Origin of the sequence: Streptomyces sp. NPDC005866 (genome assembly GCF_040629895.1) — a bacterium.
Taxonomy (GTDB): domain Bacteria; phylum Actinomycetota; class Actinomycetes; order Streptomycetales; family Streptomycetaceae; genus Streptomyces.
Window position 1 is genome coordinate 128,391 of the sequence record NZ_JBEXWP010000012.1, and the last position, 19,939, is coordinate 148,329.

A 19,939-nucleotide genomic window follows, 5' to 3' on the forward strand; every position below is an offset into this window, starting at 1 on the left:
ATCGCACCCTCACCCGGCGAACGCCTCCCCGAACGCCCCCGAACTCTGAGTCACCCCACTGCAGTTGGTTGCAGCGTCGTCCCGGGTGGACTCCCCTTGCTCACATTGCACATCCCGGAAGGTCGACCACATCGAGACCCACGTGATCCCCTTCTCCTCCGCGAAGCCGCGCACGTCGGCGGCGTCCGACAACGTGAAGGTCTCCCCGGCCACGTCGTTCACCCCGAGCATCGAGGTCAGCGCCATCCCGCCCCACGCGCCCGCGTCCGACAGCCCGAACACCCTCTTCAGCTGTGTGTGCGTGGCCTTCGCCGAGGTGACCGCGTAGCCGCCCATGTCCCCGTCGTACGACTCTCCGTAGTTCATGGTCATGATGTTGACCGTGGAGACCTGCACGTCGTACTTGTTCGCGGACTCCAGCAGCGTGAGGCCGTCGGAGTCGAGCCCCGACGGCATCACGGGCAGGGTGAAGGAGACCTCCAGGTCCGGTCGTTCCTTCTGGAGTTGCGCGATCGCCTCCGACCGCAGGGCGACCGAGCGGGAGTCGGCCAGTGTGTCGCCCTCGATGTCGAAGTCGGCCTGGGTGGAGCCTGCGGCGTCCAGCGCGGCGCCGTACGCCGCTGCGAGCTTCGAGGCGCTGGAGCATGTCGTCGCCAGCTCCTTCCCCGAGGCCCCGCCGAAGGACACCCGGACCGACGCGCCGTCCTGCTTCAGCTTGGAGACGCGGGACTTCACGGCCGAACTGCCGATCGCGGCCGTCCCGTTCCACTTCGGTGTGCAGCTGCTCCCGCCGGAGATCACGAAGGCCAGGTTGTACGTCGACGGCGAGCCCGCGTCGTCCGTCTCGGCGGCCTCCGTCGCGCTGACGTAAGGCGCGTACGACGTGCTGGACGCACCCGATGCGCCCGTCGTATCCGTCGTACCCGATGCGCCTGATGTGCCCGACCCGTCGGTCTCGCTCGGCGAGGCCGAATTCCGCTGAGACGGTGCGGGCGCCGCGTCCGACGTGCCGCCGGAGCCCGAGGAGCACCCCGTCACTGCCATGGCAAACAGGCAGGTAAGCCCAGCAGTCGGCCTCAGGAAACCCCGCATTAAGATGCACCCGCTCTCGTGATGTGTGTCGCAGGACCGAAACAAGGCCTGATTCCAAAGGAAAACGTCTCACACGTACATGGTGTTCAACCGTTCGATCGATACATGGAAAATCCACGGAATGAAGGGCGCGAATCGGGTGAATGGGCCGCACCAAAAGGGGTGTTCGGTCAGTTTCCCATCTTGGGTGACCTTCGCGGGTGTCATAGAACCTCTCAGTGAAAAGACAGGGTAAGGCGTTTCTCGTGGGCGCCTCACAAGAACACCGAAGGCGATCACATAAAGGCTCCCTAATATCCGGGGACATGCAATCCGAGCCTGCCATCGAAAGCCGTGCCGCCGGGAACGGTCGCCGCCGCAAACAAGGCAACGGGTCGGCCGAGGGGCCCGTGTTCGTCGACTCCTCCGGACGCCGGTCCAAGGTGCTGCGCCGCGTCGGCCTTCTCCTCGGCGTCGTCTGCCTCGCCTACACGGGCGTGCTCGGCGCCGCCTTCATGGGCTGGGGCATCTCGCTCACCCCGGACTCGCTGATCCCCGGCTTCGCGCGCGCCGGCAACGCCCCCGTCGGCGAGCGCCCCCAGGCCGGCCTGCCCAGCGGCCGGCCGTCGGCGCCGCCCTCGACCGCCGCCACCCCGTCCGCATCCCCCTCCGCGTCCGCGTCGGCATCCCCGTCCGCGTCCACGTTCGCATCCGACTCCACCACCGCCAACTGACCGGAACCCAGGCCCTTTTCCCATGACCACACCGACGTCCTCGCGCGGCCGCAGGCGCGCCCCCTCCCGCATCGAGCGGGCGGCGGGCACGGCCGCGGCTCTGCAGAAACCACGTGTCATCCTCGCCCTGCTGCTCCTGCTGGCGCTGACCTGCGTGATGCTGCTCGACGGCTATCTGCGGGCAGAGGTCGGCGGCGACCAGCGGGTCCGCACCGGCGCCAGCTCCAGCAAGGTGCCGGACAAGGTCCTCGACGGCGGCCCGATCCTCACGTTCCGGGGCGGTCAGGCGACCACCGTCTCGGTCCCCTCCAAGACCATCGCGCTCACCTTCGACGACGGCCCGAACCCGACCTACACCCCGCAGGTCCTCAAGATCCTCGAGCAGTACGACATCCCGGCCACGTTCTTCCTGGTCGGCTCGATGGTGTCGCGCTACCCGAGCATCGTGAAGACCATGGTCGAGCAGGGCAACGAGGTGGGCATCCACACCTTCACGCACGTCGACCTGTCGTACCAGAGGGACTCCCGGATCAACCGCGAGATGCAGCAGACCCAGCTCGCGCTCGCGGGCGCGGCCGGGATCACGACGACCCTCTTCCGCGCGCCGTACTCCTCGGAGACGGACGCCATCGACAACTACAGCTGGCCCGTCTACCAGAAGCTCGGCAAGGAGGGCTACACCAGCGTCTTCGTCGACACCGACAGCGACGACTGGAAGAAGCCGGGCGTCTCCAAGATCATCAATTGGGCCACGCCGAAGAAGAACAAAGGCGCCTCGGTGCTCTTCCACGACGCCGGTGGCGAGCGCTCGCAGACGATCAAGGCGCTGCCGCAGTACATCAAGAAGATGAAGGCGAAGGGCTATACCTTCACCACCATCAGCGGTGTCATCCAGAAGCAGGGCACGGGCAACGCACAGCCCTCCGCCACGACGGCCGGCGGCACCGCAGGCACGCCCGCCACGGGGGTCGCCGAGGCCGGCGCCCTCACCGGCGCCCCGCCCGGCGGAACCGGAACCGGAACCGCCCCGAACGGCGGGACCAGCCCGAACACCGGCACCACCACCACCAACAGCAACAACAACAACCGCAATTCCCTCACCACCGGCCTCCAGGCGGCCCACCGCACGGCCGGCGGTATGACCCTCTACGAGGGCAAGGCGCTCCTCGTGGCGGTCGCGATCGCCGATGGGCCCTGCCGGTGCTGTCGGTCCTGCTCCTCGTCGTCGGTGTCGCGGTGATGGGCCGCTTCGGCATGATGCTGCTCATCGCCCGCCGCCACTACCGGCTGCGCAACAAGCGCCGGTTCAGCTGGGGGCCGACGGTCACCAGACCGGTGAGCGTCATCGTCCCGGCGTACAACGAGAAGGAGTGCATCGCCAACACCCTTGAGTCGCTGGCGCGCAGCACCCACCCGATCGAGGTCATCGTGGTCGACGACGGCTCCACGGACGGCACCTCGGAGATCGCCCGCGCCGCCGCCGACAAACTCGGCATGACCAACGTCCGGGTCATCCGCCAGGACGCGGACGTGGCCGCCAAGATGAAGCCCAGGCTTCTGCCATGACGGCGGGCTGCAAGAATGGCGAGGTGACCCGCGCCTCCCTGAACAAGCAGCCGCACGAAGTCGCCTCGATGTTCGACGACGTGGCGGAACGGTACGACCTGACCAACGACGTGCTGTCGCTCGGCCAGGACCGGCACTGGCGGAAGGAGGTCGCCCGGGCGGTCGACGCGCGGCCCGCGCAGAAGATCCTCGACCTGGCGGCCGGCACGGGCACCTCCTCCCAGCCGTTCGTCCGGGCCGGCGCCTATGTCGTGCCCTGCGACTTCTCCCTCGGGATGCTCCAGGTCGGCAAGCGGCGCACCGCCTGGATGCCCTTCACCGCCGGGGACGCCACGCGGCTGCCGTTCAAGGACGACACCTTCGACGCCGTGACGATCTCCTTCGGCCTGCGCAACGTCCAGGACACCGACGCGGCCCTGAGCGAGATGTACCGGGTGACGCGGTCCGGCGGGCGGGTGGTGATCTGCGAGTTCTCGCACCCCACCTGGGCGCCCTTCCGGACCGTCTACACCGAGTACCTGATGCGCGCGCTGCCGCCGGTGGCCCGCGCGGTCTCCTCCAACCCGGACGCCTACGTCTATCTCGCCGAGTCCATCCGTGCCTGGCCCGACCAGCCCGCGCTGGCCGGACGGCTGCGTGAGGCGGGCTGGTCGAAGGTGGCCTGGCGCAACCTCACCGGCGGGGTCGTCGCCCTGCACCGGGGCTTCAAGGAGGCCTGAGCCCCGTCCCGGGCGTCACCCGCCGATCACCTCGAAGGCGTCACCGGGCTGGTCCAGCTCCCGTTGCAGCCCGCCCGCCGGCGGCCGTGGGACGCGTGGCTCACGCACGCCTCCGCCGCCCTCGGCCTCACCGAAGTCGAACCACACATACACCATCGATTCCCGCGGCACCTCGGCACCGGGCTGCGGGAACTGGCGTACGACGTAGTCGACGACCGTGAGATGGAAGTTCGGCCGGTCCGGCGCGTTGAGGAACAGTCCCCGCGCCCGGGCGCTCTCACGCGCGTCCATGGCCATCAGTCCGACCAGCCGTGGCACGCGCACTTCGGGTGTTTTGGGTGTTATGTGCACAGATGTCACCCCCAGCGGTACTGGAAGGGTAACCCCTGGCGTATGGCAGCCGGAAGCGCCAAGTGTCTTTCTGTAACAGATCGTTACTCTGTGTTACTACTCTGTGTCGCTGCCCTCCAGGTCGAGTCGGAAGCAGAGCGCGTCCTCCTTGAACCGCGGGTGCGGGAACGTCTCCGCGAGTTCCATCCCGAGACGGCGGGTGACCGCGACCGACCGCTCGTTCCCTGGCCGCACCATCGCCACCACCTTCGGCACGCCCGCCGCCCTCAGCCGCTCCAGCGTCATCAGCGCCGCCACCGTCGCGTACCCCTTGCCCCAGTACTCCCGGCCGAGCCGCCAGCCGATCTCGATCTCGCCCCTGGGTCCCCACTCGTGTGGCCACGGCTGGGCGCCGGTGAAGCCGAGGACCCGCCCGGACTCGTCGGCCATCGTCCACAGGCAGAAGCCCAACTCCGCGTCGTGCCGGCGCTGCCGGGCGGTGAGTTCCTCGTAGGCGGACAGCTCCGCGGACCTGCCGCCGTGGAACTCCATGACGTCCGGGTCGTCGAAGGCCCGGTACCAGGCGAACGCGTCCTCGTGCGTGGGCACACGCAGCCGTACCGCGGGCAGAGCTCGGTTCACAGGGGCAGCCCTTCAGCCGGTGATCAGTACCGCTGAATAGACTGCCCATGTCCAGTGCCGGTCGGCACGCAGATTTCGAGCCTTGGGGAGTCCCCGCCGTGACCGAGCCCCTCTCCGAAAACACCGCCGATGTCATCGTCGTCGGCGCGGGGCCAGCCGGCTCCACGACGGCGTACCACCTCGCCAAGTCCGGTCTCGACGTGCTCCTGCTGGAGAAGACCGAGTTCCCTCGCGAGAAGGTGTGCGGCGACGGACTCACCCCACGCGCGGTGAAGCAACTCGTCGCCATGGGCATCGACATCTCCGAGGAGGCCGGCTGGCTGCGCAACAAGGGCCTGCGCATCGTCGGCGGCGGCACCCGCCTCCAGTTGGACTGGCCGGATCTCGCCTCCTTCCCCGACTACGGCCTGGTCCGCAAACGCGACGACTTCGACGAACAACTCGCCCGCCAGGCGCAGAAGGCGGGCGCTCGCCTCTTCGAACGCTGCAACGTCGGCACCCCGATCGTCGACGACCGCACCGGACGGATCACCGGTGTGCACGCCAAGCTCGGCGAGGAGAAGCGCGAAGTCACCTTCCACGCGCCGCTCGTCGTGGCCGCCGACGGCAATTCCACCCGCCTCTCCCTCGCGATGGGCCTGCACCGCCGCGAGGACCGCCCGATGGGCGTGGCCGTGCGGACCTACTTCACCTCCCCCCGTCACGAAGACGACTACCTGGAGTCCTGGCTGGAGCTCTGGGACCGCCGCGGCCCCCAGGACCGCCTGCTGCCCGGCTACGGCTGGATCTTCGGCATGGGCGACGGCACCTCCAACGTCGGCCTGGGCGTGCTGAACACCTCCGACTCCTTCAAGGAACTGGACTGGCGCGAGGTCCTCAAGGCCTGGTGCGCCTCCATGCCCGAGGACTGGGGCTACACCCCGGACAACATGACCGGCCCGATCCGCGGCGCCGCCCTCCCCATGGCCTTCAACCGCCAGCCCCACTACACGCGCGGCCTGCTCCTCGTCGGCGACGCCGGCGGCCTGGTGAACCCCTTCAACGGCGAGGGCATCGCCTACGCCATGGAGTCCGGCCAGATCGCCGCCGACGTCATCGTCCAGGCGCACGCGCGGGCCACGCCCGGCGGGCGTGAGATGGCCCTGCAGCGCTACCCGCGCGTCCTCAAGGACACCTACGGCGGCTACTACACGCTGGGTCGCGCCTTCGTGAAGCTCATCGGCAACCCGAAGGTCATGCAGATCGCGGCCCAGCGCGGCCTGACCCACCCGCTGCTGATGAAGTTCACCCTGAAGCTCCTGGCGAACCTCACCGACCCGACCGGCGGTGACGCGATGGACCGCATCATCAACGGCCTGAGCAAGGTGGCTCCGAAGGCCTGAGCGCCGTTACGAGGTGAGCGCCGCTACGAGGTGAGCGCCTCGACGTTGGCGGCCCTGCGGGCGTAGACGTCCTCCCGCCGGGCCGCCACCTGCCGCAGTGCCTCCTTCCGCTCCCGCCCGGAGAGCCGGTCGAGATACACGCGTCCGTTCACATGGTCGGTCTCGTGCGCGAGGCAACGGGCGAAATACCCTGTTCCCTCGACGGTGAGCGGATTGCCGCCCTTGTCCTGCCCGTGCACCACCGCCCGGTCCGGGCGCGGAACGTCCATGACGGCACCCGGCACCGACAGGCAGCCCTCGCTGTCGTCGAGCAACCGCCGCCCGGCCGGGCCCTGTGTCTCCAGCGCGGGGTTGACGATGTGACCGACATGTCGGAAACCGTCATCGTCGGGGCAGTCGTACACGAACAGCCGCAGATCGACGCCGACTTGGTTGGCCGCGAGGCCGGCTCCTTCGGCGATGTACATGGTGAGGAACATGTCGTCGATGAGTGCGGCGAGGTCGGGCCCGAACTCCGTGACGTCCCGGCACGGCTTGTGCAGGACGTCCTCACCGGTCTCGGTGATCCGGCGCACCGAACCGCGCCGGGCCTCGGGGGCGTGACGGGGGTAGTAGTCCATGGGGTTTCCCTGGACGAAGACGCGTGGCATCGCGGTGTCCCCTTCTCGGGTCTCGGGCCGCTCCGTACGAGCGGCATGCATCGAGGATCCCAGGAGCGGCCGGATGACGGTCAGGCCTGTGGAAAACCCTGGCGGTGGGCTGTGGAAAACCGGGAGAAGGGCAGCCCGCGGCAGGCCGACCTGTGACAGTGACCCGCGGCGGGGCGGCGACCTGTGACAGCGACCCGCCGCAAGGCGCCCTGCGCAGGTCCCCCACCGCAGGGCGGACCGCCATAGGGCGGCGGACCGCCGTAGGACGCCCCCTACAGCGCGGACTGCCGCAGGTGACCCACGACAGGGCGGACCGCCGCAGAGCGGCCACGGGCGGCCGTCGTGGGGCAGGCGCGCCGGAAGGGCCGCTGCCCCCGAGCGGCTGCGGCCCTACCGTGCTTGCGTGATGCCCGAGTTGTATGGGGTTGCCCCTGTTGTCAGAGCACCCGCACCGCGCCGGTCGGCGCGTCGTACGACAGCGGGTGCTCCCCGACGCCGTTGGAGGGGTTCTGCGCGCCGACGAACATGCCGTCACCGACGTATACCGCCACGTGGTACGCGCTGCCGGAGCCGCCCCAGTAGAGGATGTCGCCGGGTTGGAGGTTGCTCAGCGAGACCTGGGTGCCCTGCGTCGACTGGTCCTGCGAGACGCGCGGCAGGCTGACGCCGACCGACTTGAAGGCGGCCTGGACGAGACCCGAGCAGTCCCACGAGTTGGGACCCGTGCCGCCGGAGACGTAGGCGTCGCCGATCTGCGCCTTCATGAAGGCGACCACGGCGGCGGCCGAACCGGTCGCCATGGAGGTGCTCGTGGAGGCGCTGGAGCTGGTGGAGGTGGCGCTGAGTGTGGTCCGCTCGGCGCTGCGCGAGGCGGCGCGCTCCGCGGCCTGCTTGCGGGCCTCCTCGGCCTTCTTCTTGGCCTCGGCCTTCTTCTTCGCCTCGGCGAGGTCCGACTTGGCCTGCTTGGCGGCCTTTGCGGCGGCCGCGTCGCGCTCGGCCTGGAGCGCGTAGTTCGCCGCGGCCTGCTGCGTGGCGTCGGCGGACTGGGTCACCTGGGTGGCCAGATCGGCCGTCAGGGTGGGCAGTTCGAGCGTCTGCGTCACGGGTTCGGCGGCGCTCGCCGAGGCCGCGCCCGCCGCTGCCATGCCGAGGACGCCACTGGCAACTCCGGCGCGCACGGCGATGTTTGTCGTCGCGCTACGGCGGGGTTTTCGGTGGCTGCGTATGTGAGCGGTGTGGGACATGGGAACAACCGGTACCAGGGGCTCCTTCATATCTTCAAGAAACGTGTGGTGCGCCACAGTTGTTCAATCAGGGCTGTGAATCCCGCGCGTGTCGTTCTTTATTGACGCCGTAACGGACATTGTGGACGCCTGTGATCACGCCCGTGATCACGTTCTTTCGTCATAACGTCCGAATTGCCCTCCGCCTACCATCGGTTGAGATGATTGGCCAAGCCCGGTTCTCGGAGCGCTCTCATCGATGTGGCGGAGGTCACGGAACGGTTACCGGGAGGGGTGCGTCTCGTGCGCGGGCCGAGCCCCCCCGAGTTCGTGAACGCGTGCACGCGTCCACATCACCTCCCACACCTCCCTCTGATGTGTGAATGCCGCCCTCTATCAGGACGGTCCGTCCATCACGAATTTGCATGCAGTGGAACCCTCTTGATATGGAGACGTCCGCTCCAGGCCCGCTCCCGCCTGCGTCGATGGTCGAAAATGTCACCTCTGGTGATCAGCTGAACGCTTCGCGTACGAAGATCACCACTCATCCGACTTCATGATCGATCGTCAGGTGGTGGAGATCACAAAGCTTGTGTAATACCCCGTGTCGCAGATCACAGAGCGACGGGCATAAGATGCGAGGCAGCTGGGCTTGTGACCTGCTTCACATGTTCGCGATCTTCGCCCGGGACGCGCGGGGTTCGTGCGACGGATGAGGTGGGTGGGGCCCGGCCGAACCGCCACCAGTCAGTGCCGACTGAGAGGAGCGAGGAGCGGTGAACGCGTATGCGCCCATCCTCGTACTGGGAGCCCTCGGGGCAGGCTTTGCGATCTTCTCCGTGGTCATGGCCACGCTGATCGGTCCGAAGCGGTACAACCGCGCCAAGCTCGAAGCCTACGAGTGCGGCATCGAGCCGACCCCCACGCCGGCCGGCGGCGGGCGTTTCCCGATCAAGTACTACCTGACGGCGATGCTCTTCATCGTCTTCGACATCGAGATCGTCTTCCTCTACCCCTGGGCCGTCACCTTCGACGCCCTGGGTGTTTTCGGGCTCGTGGAGATGCTGCTCTTCGTGCTCACCGTCTTCGTCGCCTACGCGTACGTATGGCGGCGCGGCGGCCTGGAATGGGACTGAGGGGCTTTTAAGTCATGGGACTCGAAGAAAAGCTGCCGAGCGGTTTCCTGCTGACCACCGTCGAGCAGGCCGCGGGCTGGGTACGCAAGGCGTCCGTCTTCCCCGCCACCTTCGGCCTCGCCTGCTGCGCCTTCGAAATGATGACGGCGGGAGCGGGCCGGTACGACCTCGCACGGTTCGGCATGGAGGTCTTCCGCGGCTCACCGCGCCAGGCCGACCTGATGATCGTCGCCGGCCGGGTCAGCCAGAAGATGGCGCCCGTCCTGCGGCAGGTCTACGACCAGATGCCCAACCCCAAGTGGGTGATCTCCATGGGCGTCTGCGCCTCCTCGGGCGGCATGTTCAACAACTACGCCATCGTCCAGGGCGTCGACCACATCGTCCCGGTGGACATCTATCTGCCCGGCTGCCCGCCCCGCCCCGAGATGCTGCTGGACGCGATCCTCAAGCTCCACCAGAAGATCCAGAGCTCCAAGCTCGGCGTCAACGCGGAGGAGGCGGCCCGCGAGGCGGAGGAGGCGGCCCTCAAGGCCCTGCCCACGATCGAGATGAAGGGGCTGCTGCGGTGAGCGACGCGAACGGCCACAACGGGGTCAACCCCGAGAAGGACCTCGCCGCCGACAACCTGCCCGGCCAGCGCGGCCAGGGCGGCGAGGAGATCCGCGTCCAGCGCGGCATGTTCGGCGCCAACAACGGCGGCGACACCTCCGGCTACGGCGGTCTGGTCCGCTCGGTCCGGCTCCCTGGACCGGCGACCCGCCCCTACGGCGGCTGGTTCGACGAGGTCGCCGACGAACTGGAGGGCGCCCTGGAGGAACAAGGGCTGCTGCCCGGCAACGCCATCGAGAAGACGGTCGTCGACCGCGGCGAACTCACCTTCCACATCGAACGCGAGCACCTGCCGCGCGTCGCCCGCACCCTCCGCGACGACCCCGCGCTCCGTTTCGAGCTGTGCACCGGCGTCAGCGGCGTCCACTACCTCCACGACAAGGGCCGCGAGCTGCACGCCGTCTACCACCTGCGCTCGATCACCCACAACCGGCTCATCCGCCTCGAGGTCAGCGCCCCGGACGCCGACCCGCACATCCCGTCCCTGGTCTCCGTCTATCCGACCAACGACTGGCACGAACGGGAGACCTACGACTTCTTCGGGATCGTCTTCGACGGTCACCCGGCCCTGACCCGGATCCTCATGCCCGACGACTGGCAGGGCCATCCGCAGCGCAAGGACTACCCCCTCGGCGGCATCCCCGTCGAGTACAAGGGCGCCCAGATCCCGGCTCCGGACCAGCGGAGGTCGTACTCGTGAGCACACAGTCAACATCCGCCGCGTCCGCCGCCTCGGCGCGCGAGACCACCGAAGGCACCGTTTACACGGTCACCGGTGGCGACTGGGACGAGATCGTCCAGTCCGCGGCCCGCGCCGACGACGAACGCATCGTCGTCAACATGGGTCCCCAGCACCCTTCCACCCATGGGGTGCTCCGGCTGATCCTGGAGATCGACGGCGAGACCGTCACCGAGACCCGCTGCGGCGTCGGCTATCTGCACACCGGCATCGAGAAGAACCTTGAGTACCGCACGTGGACGCAGGGCTCCGCCTTCGTCACGCGCATGGATTACCTGACGTCCTTCTTCAACGAGACCGCCTACAGTCTCGCCGTCGAGAAACTGCTCGGCATCGAGGACCAGGTCACCGACCGCGCCACGGTCATCCGGGTGCTCCTGATGGAGCTGAACCGGATCTCCTCCCACCTGGTCGCCATCGCCACCGGCGGCATGGAGCTGGGCGCGACCACGCTCATGATCTACGGATTCCGTGATCGTGAAATGATTCTCGACCTCTTCGAGCTCATCACCGGCCTGCGGATGAACCACGCGTACGTCCGCCCCGGCGGACTCGCCCAGGACCTGCCGCCCGGCGCGGTGGACCAGATCCGCGAGTTCATCAAGAAGATGCGGAAGAACCTCCCCGAGTACGACAAGCTCGCCACCGGGAACCCCGTCTTCAAGGGCCGTATGCAGGGCATCGGCTATCTCGACCTGGCCGGCTGCATGGCCCTCGGCGCCACCGGCCCCATCCTGCGCGCCACCGGCCTGCCGCACGACCTGCGCAAGAGTCAGCCCTACTGCGGCTACGAGAACTACGACTTCGAGGTCGCCGTCGCCGACACCTGCGACGCCTACGGCCGCTTCCTGATCCGCCTGGAGGAGGTGCGCCAGTCGCTCAGGATCGTCGAGCAGTGCCTGGACCGGCTCCAGCCCGGACCGGTCATGGTCGCCGACAAGAAGATCGCCTGGCCCGCCCAGCTCGCCCTGGGACCGGACGGACTCGGCAACTCCCTCGACCACATCAAGAAGATCATGGGCACCTCCATGGAGGCCCTGATCCACCACTTCAAGCTGGTCACCGAGGGCTTCCGGGTCCCGCCCGGACAGGTCTACACGGCCATCGAGTCACCCAAGGGCGAACTCGGGGCGCATGTCGTCTCCGACGGCGGCACCCGCCCCTACCGGGTCCACTTCCGTGACCCGTCGTTCGCCAACCTGCAGGCCATCGCGGCGATGTGTGAGGGCGGCCAGGTGGCCGACGTCATCGTCGTCATCGCGTCCATCGACCCGGTACTGGGAGGCGTCGACCGGTGAACACCTCTTCTTCGGAGCTGGGCGTCAGCCTGGGTATGCCCGAGCTGCCCGCGCCCGCGTATCCGGACGACGTCCGGGCCCGCCTGGAGACGGACGCGCGCGCCATCGTCGCGCGCTACCCCGACTCCCGGTCCGCCCTGCTGCCGCTGCTGCATCTCGTGCAGTCGGAGGAGGGGCATGTCACGCGCACCGGAATGCGGTTCTGCGCGGACGTGCTGGGGCTGACCACGGCCGAGGTGACCGCGGTCGCCACCTTCTACACGATGTACCGGCGCAAGCCCTCTGGCGACTACCAGGTGGGCGTCTGCACCAACACGCTGTGCGCGGTGATGGGCGGCGACGCCATCTTCGAGACCCTCCAGGAGCACCTGGGCGTCGGCAACGGCGAGACCACCGACGACGGCAGGGTCACCCTGGAGCACATCGAGTGCAACGCGGCCTGCGACTTCGCGCCGGTCGTGATGGTCAACTGGGAGTTCTTCGACAACCAGACCCCGGTGAGCGCCAGGCGCCTGGTCGACGACCTGCGCGCGGGCCGGGACGTCGAGCCCACGCGCGGGGCCCGGCTGTGCACCTTCAAGGAGACCGCGCGGATCCTGGCCGGCTTCCCCGACGAGCGGCCCGGAGCCGTCGAGGAGGGCGGAAGCGCGGGACCCGCGTCACTGGTGGGCCTTCGCCTGGCAAAGGGGGAGGCCGCACCCGCGCGCGTGGTCCATCCACGCGGCGGTCCGCAGGAGGAGACGCAGGACCGGACGGTGCACCAGCCGTCGCCGGCCGAGCACCTCAGTTCCCATGACGCGCCACAGGAGACCTCGGCCTCCGACCCGTCGCACCCGGCAGGGCCTACCGCCGAGGAGGGGGAGTGATGACGGTGGTACCCGACCTCAAGGACACCAGCCCCGAGAAGCTGCTCGCACCCGTGCTGTCGGCCTTCTGGGACGAGGACCGGTCCTGGACGCTCGACGTCTACCGAAGGCACGAGGGATACGAGGGGCTCCGCAAGGCGCTCGCCATGTCACCGGACGACCTGATCGCCTACGTCAAGGACTCCGGGCTGCGCGGCCGCGGCGGCGCGGGATTCCCGACCGGGATGAAGTGGCAGTTCATTCCGCAGGGAGATGGCAAACCGCACTATCTGGTTGTCAACGCCGACGAATCGGAGCCCGGGACGTGCAAGGACATCCCGCTCCTCTTCGCGAACCCGCACAGCCTCATCGAGGGCATCGTGATCGCGTGCTACGCCATCCGGTCGTCGCATGCCTTCATCTATCTGCGGGGTGAAGTCGTCCCCGTACTGCGGCGGTTGCACGAGGCCGTGCGCGAGGCCTACGCGGCCGGCTACCTGGGCGAGAACATCCTCGGCAGCGGCCTCGATCTTCAGCTCACCGTGCACGCCGGCGCAGGCGCGTACATCTGCGGTGAGGAGACCGCACTGCTCGACTCGCTCGAAGGCCGCCGTGGTCAACCGCGGCTGCGTCCTCCCTTCCCGGCTGTCGAAGGGCTCTATGCCTGCCCGACTGTTGTGAACAACGTCGAGTCCATCGCCTCGGTTCCCGCGATCCTCAAAAACGGCAAGGAATGGTTCAGGTCGATGGGGAGCGAGAAGTCGCCCGGCTTCACGCTGTACTCCCTGAGCGGCCATGTCGCGAGCCCCGGCCAGTACGAGGCACCGCTCGGCATCACCCTGCGCCAACTCCTCGACATGAGCGGGGGAATGCGCCACGGCCACCGTCTGAAGTTCTGGACACCGGGCGGCTCCTCGACGCCCATGTTCACCGACGAGCACCTCGACGTCCCTCTCGACTACGAAGGAGTGGGGGCCGCCGGTTCCATGCTCGGCACCAAGGCCCTCCAGTGCTTCGACGAGACCACCTGCGTCGTGCGTGCCGTCACCCGCTGGACCGAGTTCTACGCCCACGAGTCCTGCGGCAAGTGCACCCCCTGCCGCGAAGGCACCTACTGGCTGGTGCAGTTGCTGCGCGACATCGAGGCCGGCAAGGGCGTGATGTCCGACCTCGACAAGCTGAACGACATCGCCGACAACATCAACGGCAAGTCCTTCTGCGCCCTCGGCGACGGCGCCGCATCCCCGATCTTCTCCTCGCTGAAGTACTTCCGCGAGGAGTACGAACAGCACATCACGGGCCGGGGCTGCCCCTTCGACCCGGCCAAGTCCACGGCCTGGGCGGACCGCCCGGAGGTGAACGCATGACCGTGACCACGAGTTCCCCCTCCTCTGGGGGAGCGGCGGCGGTCCCGCCGCAGGACCTCGTCACGCTGACGATCGACGGCGTGGAGATCAGCGTGCCCAAGGGCACCCTGGTCATCCGCGCCGCCGAGCAACTCGGCATCGAGATCCCGCGCTTCTGCGACCACCCCCTGCTGGACCCGGCCGGCGCCTGCCGCCAGTGCATCGTCGAGGTCGAGGGCCAGCGCAAACCCATGGCGTCCTGCACGATCACGTGCACCGACGGCATGGTGGTGAAGACCCACCTGACCTCGCCGGTCGCCGAGAAGGCCCAGCACGGGGTGATGGAGCTGCTGCTCATCAACCACCCGCTGGACTGCCCGGTCTGCGACAAGGGCGGCGAGTGCCCGCTGCAGAACCAGGCGATGTCGCACGGCAACGCCGAGTCCCGCTTCGACGGCAGGAAGCGCACCTTCGAGAAGCCCGTCCCGGTCTCCACCCAGGTGCTCCTCGACCGCGAACGCTGCGTGCTGTGCGCCCGCTGTACCCGGTTCTCCAACCAGGTCGCCGGCGACCCGATGATCGAACTCCTGGAACGCGGCGCGCTGCAGCAGGTCGGCACCGGCGAGGGCGACCCGTTCGAGTCGTACTTCTCCGGCAACACCATCCAGATCTGCCCGGTGGGTGCGCTGACCTCGGCGGCGTACCGCTTCCGCTCCCGCCCCTTCGACCTGATCTCCTCGCCGTCCGTGTGCGAGCACTGCGCGGGCGGCTGCGCCACCCGCACCGACCACCGGCGCGGCAAGGTCATGCGGCGGCTCGCCGCCAACGACCCCGAGGTCAACGAGGAGTGGATCTGCGACAAGGGACGCTTCGCGTTCCGCTACGCGCAGCAGAAGGACCGCCTCCAGACCCCGCTCGTCCGCAACGCCCAGGGCGTACTCGAACCCGCCTCCTGGCCGGAGGCGCTCGACGCGGCCGCCCAGGGACTGGCCGCCGCCCGCTCCCGGGCCGGTGTCCTCACCGGCGGCCGGCTCACCGTCGAGGACGCCTACGCGTACAGCAAGTTCGCGCGCGTGGCGCTCGACACCAACGACATCGACTTCCGCGCGCGCGTGCACAGCAGCGAGGAGGCCGACTTCCTGGCCGCCCGGGTCGCCGGACGCGGCCGCGATCTCGACAGTACGGGCGTCACCTACACCTCCCTGGAGCAGGCACCCGCCGTCCTGCTGGTCGGCTTCGAGTCGGAGGAGGAGGCGCCCGGCGTCTTCCTGCGGCTGCGCAAGGCCTGGCGCAAGCGCAAGCAGAAGGTGTTCTCGCTCGCCACGCACGCCACGCGCGGCCTGGAGAAGACCGGCGGCATGCTGCTGCCGGCCGCGCCCGGCACCGAGACCGAATGGCTGGACGCGCTCGCGAGCGGCGTCGGCCTGGAGGAGCCCGGCGCACTGGCCGCGGAGGCGCTGCGCACCGAGGGCGCGGTGATCGTCGTGGGCGAGCGGCTGGCGTCCGTCGCCGGCGGGCTGACCGCCGCCGTACGGGCCGCCACCGCCACCGGCGCACAGCTGGTGTGGATCCCGCGCCGGGCCGGGGAGCGCGGCGCGATCGAGGCGGGCGCGCTGCCGTCGCTGCTGCCGGGCGGCCGCCCGGCCACCGACCCACGCGCGCGTGACGAGGTCGCCGCCGCCTGGGGCGTGTCCGAACTCCCGCTCCGCTACGGCCGCGACACCAGCCAGATCGTCGAGGCCGCCGCCCGTGGCGAACTGTCCGCCTTGCTGGTCGCCGGCGTCGAGGTCACCGACCTGCCCGACCCGGCACGCGCGCGTGAGGCCCTCGAAGCCGTCGGCTTCCTGGTCTCGCTGGAGCTGCGGCCCAGCGAGGTCACCGAGCGCGCCGACGTCGTCCTCCCGGTCGCCGCCGTCGCCGAGAAGGCCGGCACCTTCCTCAACTGGGAAGGCCGGGTGCGCCTCTTCGGGGCCGCGCTCAAGCCGGAGCAGATGACCCGGCGGCTCGCGCCCGCCGACGCGCGCGTGCTGCAGATGATCGCCGACGCCATGGACGTCCACCTCGGCCTGCCCGACCTGCGCACCGCACGCGCGGAACTCGACCGGCTCGGCGCCTGGGACGGGCCGAAGGCCTCCGAACCGCTGGACACGGCCGGACCGCTGCCGCGGCCGGCGGCCGGGGAGGCCGTCCTCGCCGGACACCGGCTCCTCCTCGACCAGGGCGTCCTCCAGGAAGGCGACGAGGCCCTCACCGGCACCCGGCACGCCGCCCACGCACGTTTGTCCGCCGCGACCGCCGCCGAGGCCGGCATCGACAACGGCGACCTTGTCGCCGTGACCTCGGGCGCCGGCACCGTCGAACTCCCGCTCAAGATCACCGAGATGCCCGACCGCGTGGTCTGGCTCCCGCTGAACTCCGTGGGCGGCGGCGTCGCCTCCGACACCGGGGCGCTGCCCGGCTCCCTCGTCCGTATCGGCCCGGCGGCCACCGCCGGTGAGGCCCCCAAGGAGGTGGAGGCATGAACCCGTACCTCGCTGCTGAAGACCTCTCCATGTTCGGCCGCGACCCCTGGTGGCTGGTCGTCATCAAGGCGGTCTTCTGCTTCGCCTTCCTGATGGTGACCGTGCTGATCTCCATCGTCATGGAGCGCAAGGTCATCGCCTGGATGCAGCTGCGCGTCGGCCCCAACCGGCACGGCCCCTGGGGCATGCTCCAGTCGCTCGCCGACGGCGTGAAGCTGATGCTCAAGGAAGACCTCATCGTCAAACGCGCGGACAAGGTCGTCTACGTCCTCGCGCCGATCGTCGCGGCCATCCCGGCGTTCATGGCCATCGCGGTCATCCCGTTCGGCCCGGCCGACAACGAGGTCTCGGTCTTCGGCCACCGCACCACCATGCAGCTCACCGACCTGCCGATCGCGATGCTCTTCATCCTCGCGGTCGCCTCCGTCGGCATCTACGGCATCGTCCTGGCCGGCTGGAGCTCCGGATCCACCTACCCGCTCCTGGGCGGCCTGCGCTCCTGCGCCCAGATGATCTCCTACGAGATCGCCATGGGCGCCGCGTTCGCCTCGGTGTTCCTGTACTCGGGCTCGATGTCGACGTCCACGATCGTCGCCCAGCAGCAGGACCGCTGGTACATCCTGCTGCTGCCGGTCTCGTTCATCCTCTACATCGTCACCATGGTCGGCGAGACCAACCGCGCCCCCTTCGACATGCCCGAGTCCGAGGGCGACCTGGTCGGCGGCTTCAACACCGAGTACTCGTCGATCAAGTTCGCGATGTTCATGCTCGCCGAGTACGTCAACATGGTGACCGTCTCGGCCGTGTCGGCCACGCTGTTCCTCGGCGGCTGGCGCGCTCCCTGGCCGATCAGCACCGTCTGGGCGGGCGCCAACCACGGCTGGTGGCCGATGCTCTGGTTCGTCGCCAAGGTCGTGCTGCTGCTGTTCGCCTTCGTCTGGCTGCGCGCCAGCCTTCCGCGCGTGCGCTACGACCAGCTGATGAAGCTCGGCTGGAAGGTCCTCATCCCGGTCTCGGTCGTCTGGCTGATGCTCGTCGCCACCGTACGGACCCTCCGCAACGAGAACTACGACTTCGCCGACATCGCCCTGTACGTCGGCGGTGGAGTCCTCGCCCTGCTGCTCCTGTCCTTCGTCGTCGACATCTTCCGCGACAAGGGCGGCAAGGAAGCCGCACTGCCCGCCGCGGAGCCTGCCGCGTTCGACCCGATGGCAGGCGGATTCCCCGTACCGCCGCTGCCCGGACAGGAGCTGCCGCCGGTGCCCCGGCGCAGCCCGCGCCGGGAGCGGGAGCTGATTGTCAGTGGCGGCCCGGACACTGTCAGTGACGGAACTTCGGATGGAAAGGAGGCGTCCGATGGCTGAGGAGCCCAAGGAGACCAAGCCCGGTTTCCTGAACCCCGTGGCCGGCTTCGGCGTGACCTTCAAGGCCATGTTCAAGAAGCGGCTGACCGAGCAGTACCCGGAGCAGAAGAAGACCACGGCCCCACGGTTCCACGGACGGCACCAGCTCAACCGCCATCCGGACGGCCTGGAGAAGTGCATCGGCTGCGAACTGTGCGCGTGGGCCTGCCCCGCCGACGCCATCTACGTGGAGGGCGCCGACAACACCGACGAGGAGCGTTACTCGCCGGGCGAGCGCTACGGCCGCGTCTACCAGATCAACTACGCCCGCTGCATCCTGTGCGGCCTGTGCATCGAGGCGTGCCCCACGCGCGCGCTGACGATGACCAACGAGTTCGAACTCGCCGACACCAGCCGCGCCAACCTCATCTACACCAAGGAGCAGCTGCTCGCCGGCCTCGAAGACGGCATGGTCGACACCCCGCATGCGATCTTCCCGGGGACCGACGAACAGGACTACTACCGGGGCCTGGTGACCGAGGCCGCGCCCGGGACCGTCCAGCAGGTGGCCGTCTCCAAGGGCGAGCCGCATCCGTCGGCAGGCCCTTCGGGCGCGGCCGAGGACGAGGAGGTGGACGCATGATGAGCCCGCAGCTCGCCGCCTACGCCACCTCCACCGGGGAGGCCTTCCAGTTCTGGGTCCTCGGCACCGTCGCCGTGATCGGCGCCCTGTGCACCGTCTTCATGAAGCGGGCCGTGCACAGCGCCCTCTGCCTCGCCGGCACCATGATCGTCCTGGCGGTGTTCTACCTCGCCAACGGCGCCTACTTCCTGGGCATCGTGCAGATCGTCGTCTACACCGGCGCGATCATGATGCTGTTCCTCTTCGTGGTGATGCTGGTCGGCGTGACCGCCGCCGACTCCCTGACCGAGACCATCAAGGGCCAGCGCTGGCTGGCCCTTGTCTGCGGTGTCGGCTTCGGAGTCCTGCTCTTCGCGGGCATCGGCAGCGCCTCCCTGAAGGAGTTCGCCGGCACCGGCCAGGCCAACGCCAACGGCAATGTGGACGGTCTCGCCGCCCTCATCTTCACCAAGTACGTCTTCGCCTTCGAAATCACCGGCGCCCTGCTCATCACCGCGGCCGTCGGCGCCATGGTGCTCACCCACCGCGAGCGCACCGAGCGCCCCAAGACCCAGCGCGAGCAGGCCGAACAGCGCGTCCGCGACGGCAAGCACGTGCCGCCGCTGCCCGCCCCCGGCGTCTACGCCCGGCACAACGCCGTAGACATCGCCGGCCTGCTGCCCGACGGCACGCCGTCCGAGCTCACGGTCAACAAGACGCTGCGCGACCGCGGCCAGATCCGTGACGTGTCCGCGGAGGCACTCAACGATCTGCGGGCCCTGGAACAGCGCGCCGAGGAACGGCTGGAGCGGACCCCGATCGAGCCGGAGAACCTCAAGCGGCCCGAGGAGGCGTCGAAGTGAACCCGGTCTACTACCTGTATCTCGCCGCCCTGTTGTTCACGATCGGCGCCACCGGTGTGCTGATCAGACGAAACGCGATCGTCGTCTTCATGTGCATCGAGCTGATGCTCAACGCCTGCAACCTCGCGTTCGTCGTCTTCTCCCGGATGCACGGCAATCTCGACGGCCAGATCATCGCCTTCTTCACGATGGTCGTCGCCGCCGCGGAGGTCGTGGTCGGGCTCGCGATCATCGTGTCGCTGTTCCGTACCCGCCACTCGGCCTCGGTCGACGACGCCAGCCTGATGAAGCTGTAAGGG

At 68.9% G+C, this 19,939-nt stretch carries 19 protein-coding genes and 1 pseudogene; 15 read left to right on the forward strand and 5 right to left on the reverse strand.

The genetic code is table 11. From position 1 onward, the window contains the following. Positions 1 to 9: 9 nt before the first annotated feature. Complete coding sequence (locus tag ABZ396_RS19690; protein WP_358919011.1) at positions 10 to 1,092, reverse strand: chitinase; 1,083 nt, start codon at positions 1,090 to 1,092, stop codon at positions 10 to 12. 305 nt (positions 1,093 to 1,397) lie between these two features. On the opposite strand from ABZ396_RS19690, the gene ABZ396_RS19695 reads away from it, so the two are divergent. The 3 genes and pseudogenes from ABZ396_RS19695 to ABZ396_RS19705 all read left to right on the forward strand — a co-directional run bounded on the left by ABZ396_RS19695 (position 1,398) and on the right by ABZ396_RS19705 (position 4,090). After that, positions 1,398 to 1,805, forward strand: a complete 408-nt coding sequence (locus ABZ396_RS19695) for a hypothetical protein (protein WP_358919013.1) — start codon at positions 1,398 to 1,400, stop codon at positions 1,803 to 1,805. Positions 1,806 to 1,827: 22 nt separating this feature from the next. Beyond that, positions 1,828 to 3,329, forward strand: a pseudogene (locus tag ABZ396_RS19700) (polysaccharide deacetylase family protein); the annotation flags it as partial. A 65-nt stretch (positions 3,330 to 3,394) separates the two neighbouring features. After that, on the forward strand, positions 3,395 to 4,090 hold the full coding sequence (locus tag ABZ396_RS19705; protein ID WP_358919015.1) for a demethylmenaquinone methyltransferase: 696 nt from the start codon (positions 3,395 to 3,397) through the stop codon (positions 4,088 to 4,090). A gap of 15 nt (positions 4,091 to 4,105) precedes the next feature. Here the strand turns inward: ABZ396_RS19705 and ABZ396_RS19710 are convergent, their stop codons facing one another. Further along, entirely contained in the window at positions 4,106 to 4,414 is a 309-nt protein-coding gene (locus ABZ396_RS19710; RefSeq protein WP_358919017.1) for a PASTA domain-containing protein, read from the reverse strand. A 123-nt stretch (positions 4,415 to 4,537) separates the two neighbouring features. Next, the gene (locus ABZ396_RS19715) at positions 4,538 to 5,062 is read right to left on the reverse strand and encodes a GNAT family N-acetyltransferase (RefSeq protein ID WP_358919019.1); all 525 of its coding nucleotides are present in this window, start codon (positions 5,060 to 5,062) and stop codon (positions 4,538 to 4,540) included. A 47-nt stretch (positions 5,063 to 5,109) separates the two neighbouring features. On the opposite strand from ABZ396_RS19715, the gene ABZ396_RS19720 reads away from it, so the two are divergent. Next, positions 5,110 to 6,444: a geranylgeranyl reductase family protein gene (locus tag ABZ396_RS19720; RefSeq protein WP_358919021.1), complete on the forward strand. Its 1,335-nt coding sequence runs from the start codon at positions 5,110 to 5,112 to the stop codon at positions 6,442 to 6,444. Positions 6,445 to 6,467: 23 nt separating this feature from the next. Here the strand turns inward: ABZ396_RS19720 and def are convergent, their stop codons facing one another. Further along, positions 6,468 to 7,094 (reverse strand): peptide deformylase, encoded by a 627-nt coding sequence (gene def, locus ABZ396_RS19725; protein ID WP_358919023.1) that lies wholly within the window; start codon positions 7,092 to 7,094, stop codon positions 6,468 to 6,470. Positions 7,095 to 7,531: 437 nt separating this feature from the next. Further along, a complete protein-coding gene (locus ABZ396_RS19730; protein ID WP_358919025.1) occupies positions 7,532 to 8,338 on the reverse strand; it encodes a C40 family peptidase in 807 nt (268 codons plus the stop codon). A gap of 755 nt (positions 8,339 to 9,093) precedes the next feature. Here ABZ396_RS19730 and ABZ396_RS19735 point away from each other — a divergent pair. The 11 genes from ABZ396_RS19735 to nuoK are packed head-to-tail and all read left to right on the forward strand — an operon-like array spanning position 9,094 to position 19,936. Then, a complete protein-coding gene (locus ABZ396_RS19735; RefSeq protein ID WP_007383963.1) occupies positions 9,094 to 9,453 on the forward strand; it encodes an NADH-quinone oxidoreductase subunit A in 360 nt (119 codons plus the stop codon). A 14-nt stretch (positions 9,454 to 9,467) separates the two neighbouring features. Continuing rightward, positions 9,468 to 10,022, forward strand: coding sequence for an NADH-quinone oxidoreductase subunit B family protein (locus ABZ396_RS19740; protein ID WP_358919027.1), 555 nt, complete (start codon positions 9,468 to 9,470; stop codon positions 10,020 to 10,022). Next, positions 10,019 to 10,762 carry an NADH-quinone oxidoreductase subunit C gene (locus ABZ396_RS19745; protein WP_358919029.1) on the forward strand — a complete coding sequence of 248 codons (744 nt, stop codon included), beginning with the start codon at positions 10,019 to 10,021 and terminating at the stop codon, positions 10,760 to 10,762. The genes ABZ396_RS19740 and ABZ396_RS19745 overlap by 4 nt, the downstream gene beginning before the upstream one ends. After that, complete coding sequence (locus ABZ396_RS19750; RefSeq protein WP_358919031.1) at positions 10,759 to 12,099, forward strand: NADH-quinone oxidoreductase subunit D; 1,341 nt, start codon at positions 10,759 to 10,761, stop codon at positions 12,097 to 12,099. The genes ABZ396_RS19745 and ABZ396_RS19750 overlap by 4 nt, the downstream gene beginning before the upstream one ends. Next, a complete protein-coding gene (gene nuoE, locus ABZ396_RS19755) occupies positions 12,096 to 12,965 on the forward strand; it encodes an NADH-quinone oxidoreductase subunit NuoE (RefSeq protein ID WP_358919032.1) in 870 nt (289 codons plus the stop codon). The genes ABZ396_RS19750 and nuoE overlap by 4 nt, the downstream gene beginning before the upstream one ends. Further along, positions 12,962 to 14,311: an NADH-quinone oxidoreductase subunit NuoF gene (nuoF, locus tag ABZ396_RS19760; RefSeq protein WP_358919034.1), complete on the forward strand. Its 1,350-nt coding sequence runs from the start codon at positions 12,962 to 12,964 to the stop codon at positions 14,309 to 14,311. The genes nuoE and nuoF overlap by 4 nt, the downstream gene beginning before the upstream one ends. Beyond that, positions 14,308 to 16,812: an NADH-quinone oxidoreductase subunit G gene (locus ABZ396_RS19765; RefSeq protein WP_358919036.1), complete on the forward strand. Its 2,505-nt coding sequence runs from the start codon at positions 14,308 to 14,310 to the stop codon at positions 16,810 to 16,812. The genes nuoF and ABZ396_RS19765 overlap by 4 nt, the downstream gene beginning before the upstream one ends. Then, entirely contained in the window at positions 16,809 to 18,176 is a 1,368-nt protein-coding gene (nuoH, locus tag ABZ396_RS19770) for an NADH-quinone oxidoreductase subunit NuoH (protein ID WP_358919038.1), read from the forward strand. Before ABZ396_RS19765 ends, nuoH begins: the two co-directional genes overlap by 4 nt. Continuing rightward, entirely contained in the window at positions 18,169 to 18,798 is a 630-nt protein-coding gene (gene nuoI, locus ABZ396_RS19775) for an NADH-quinone oxidoreductase subunit NuoI (RefSeq protein WP_358919040.1), read from the forward strand. Before nuoH ends, nuoI begins: the two co-directional genes overlap by 8 nt. Beyond that, positions 18,798 to 19,640, forward strand: coding sequence for an NADH-quinone oxidoreductase subunit J (locus tag ABZ396_RS19780; protein ID WP_358919099.1), 843 nt, complete (start codon positions 18,798 to 18,800; stop codon positions 19,638 to 19,640). Before nuoI ends, ABZ396_RS19780 begins: the two co-directional genes overlap by 1 nt. Beyond that, positions 19,637 to 19,936, forward strand: a complete 300-nt coding sequence (gene nuoK, locus ABZ396_RS19785) for an NADH-quinone oxidoreductase subunit NuoK (protein ID WP_046726439.1) — start codon at positions 19,637 to 19,639, stop codon at positions 19,934 to 19,936. The genes ABZ396_RS19780 and nuoK overlap by 4 nt, the downstream gene beginning before the upstream one ends. Positions 19,937 to 19,939: the final 3 nt, after the last annotated feature.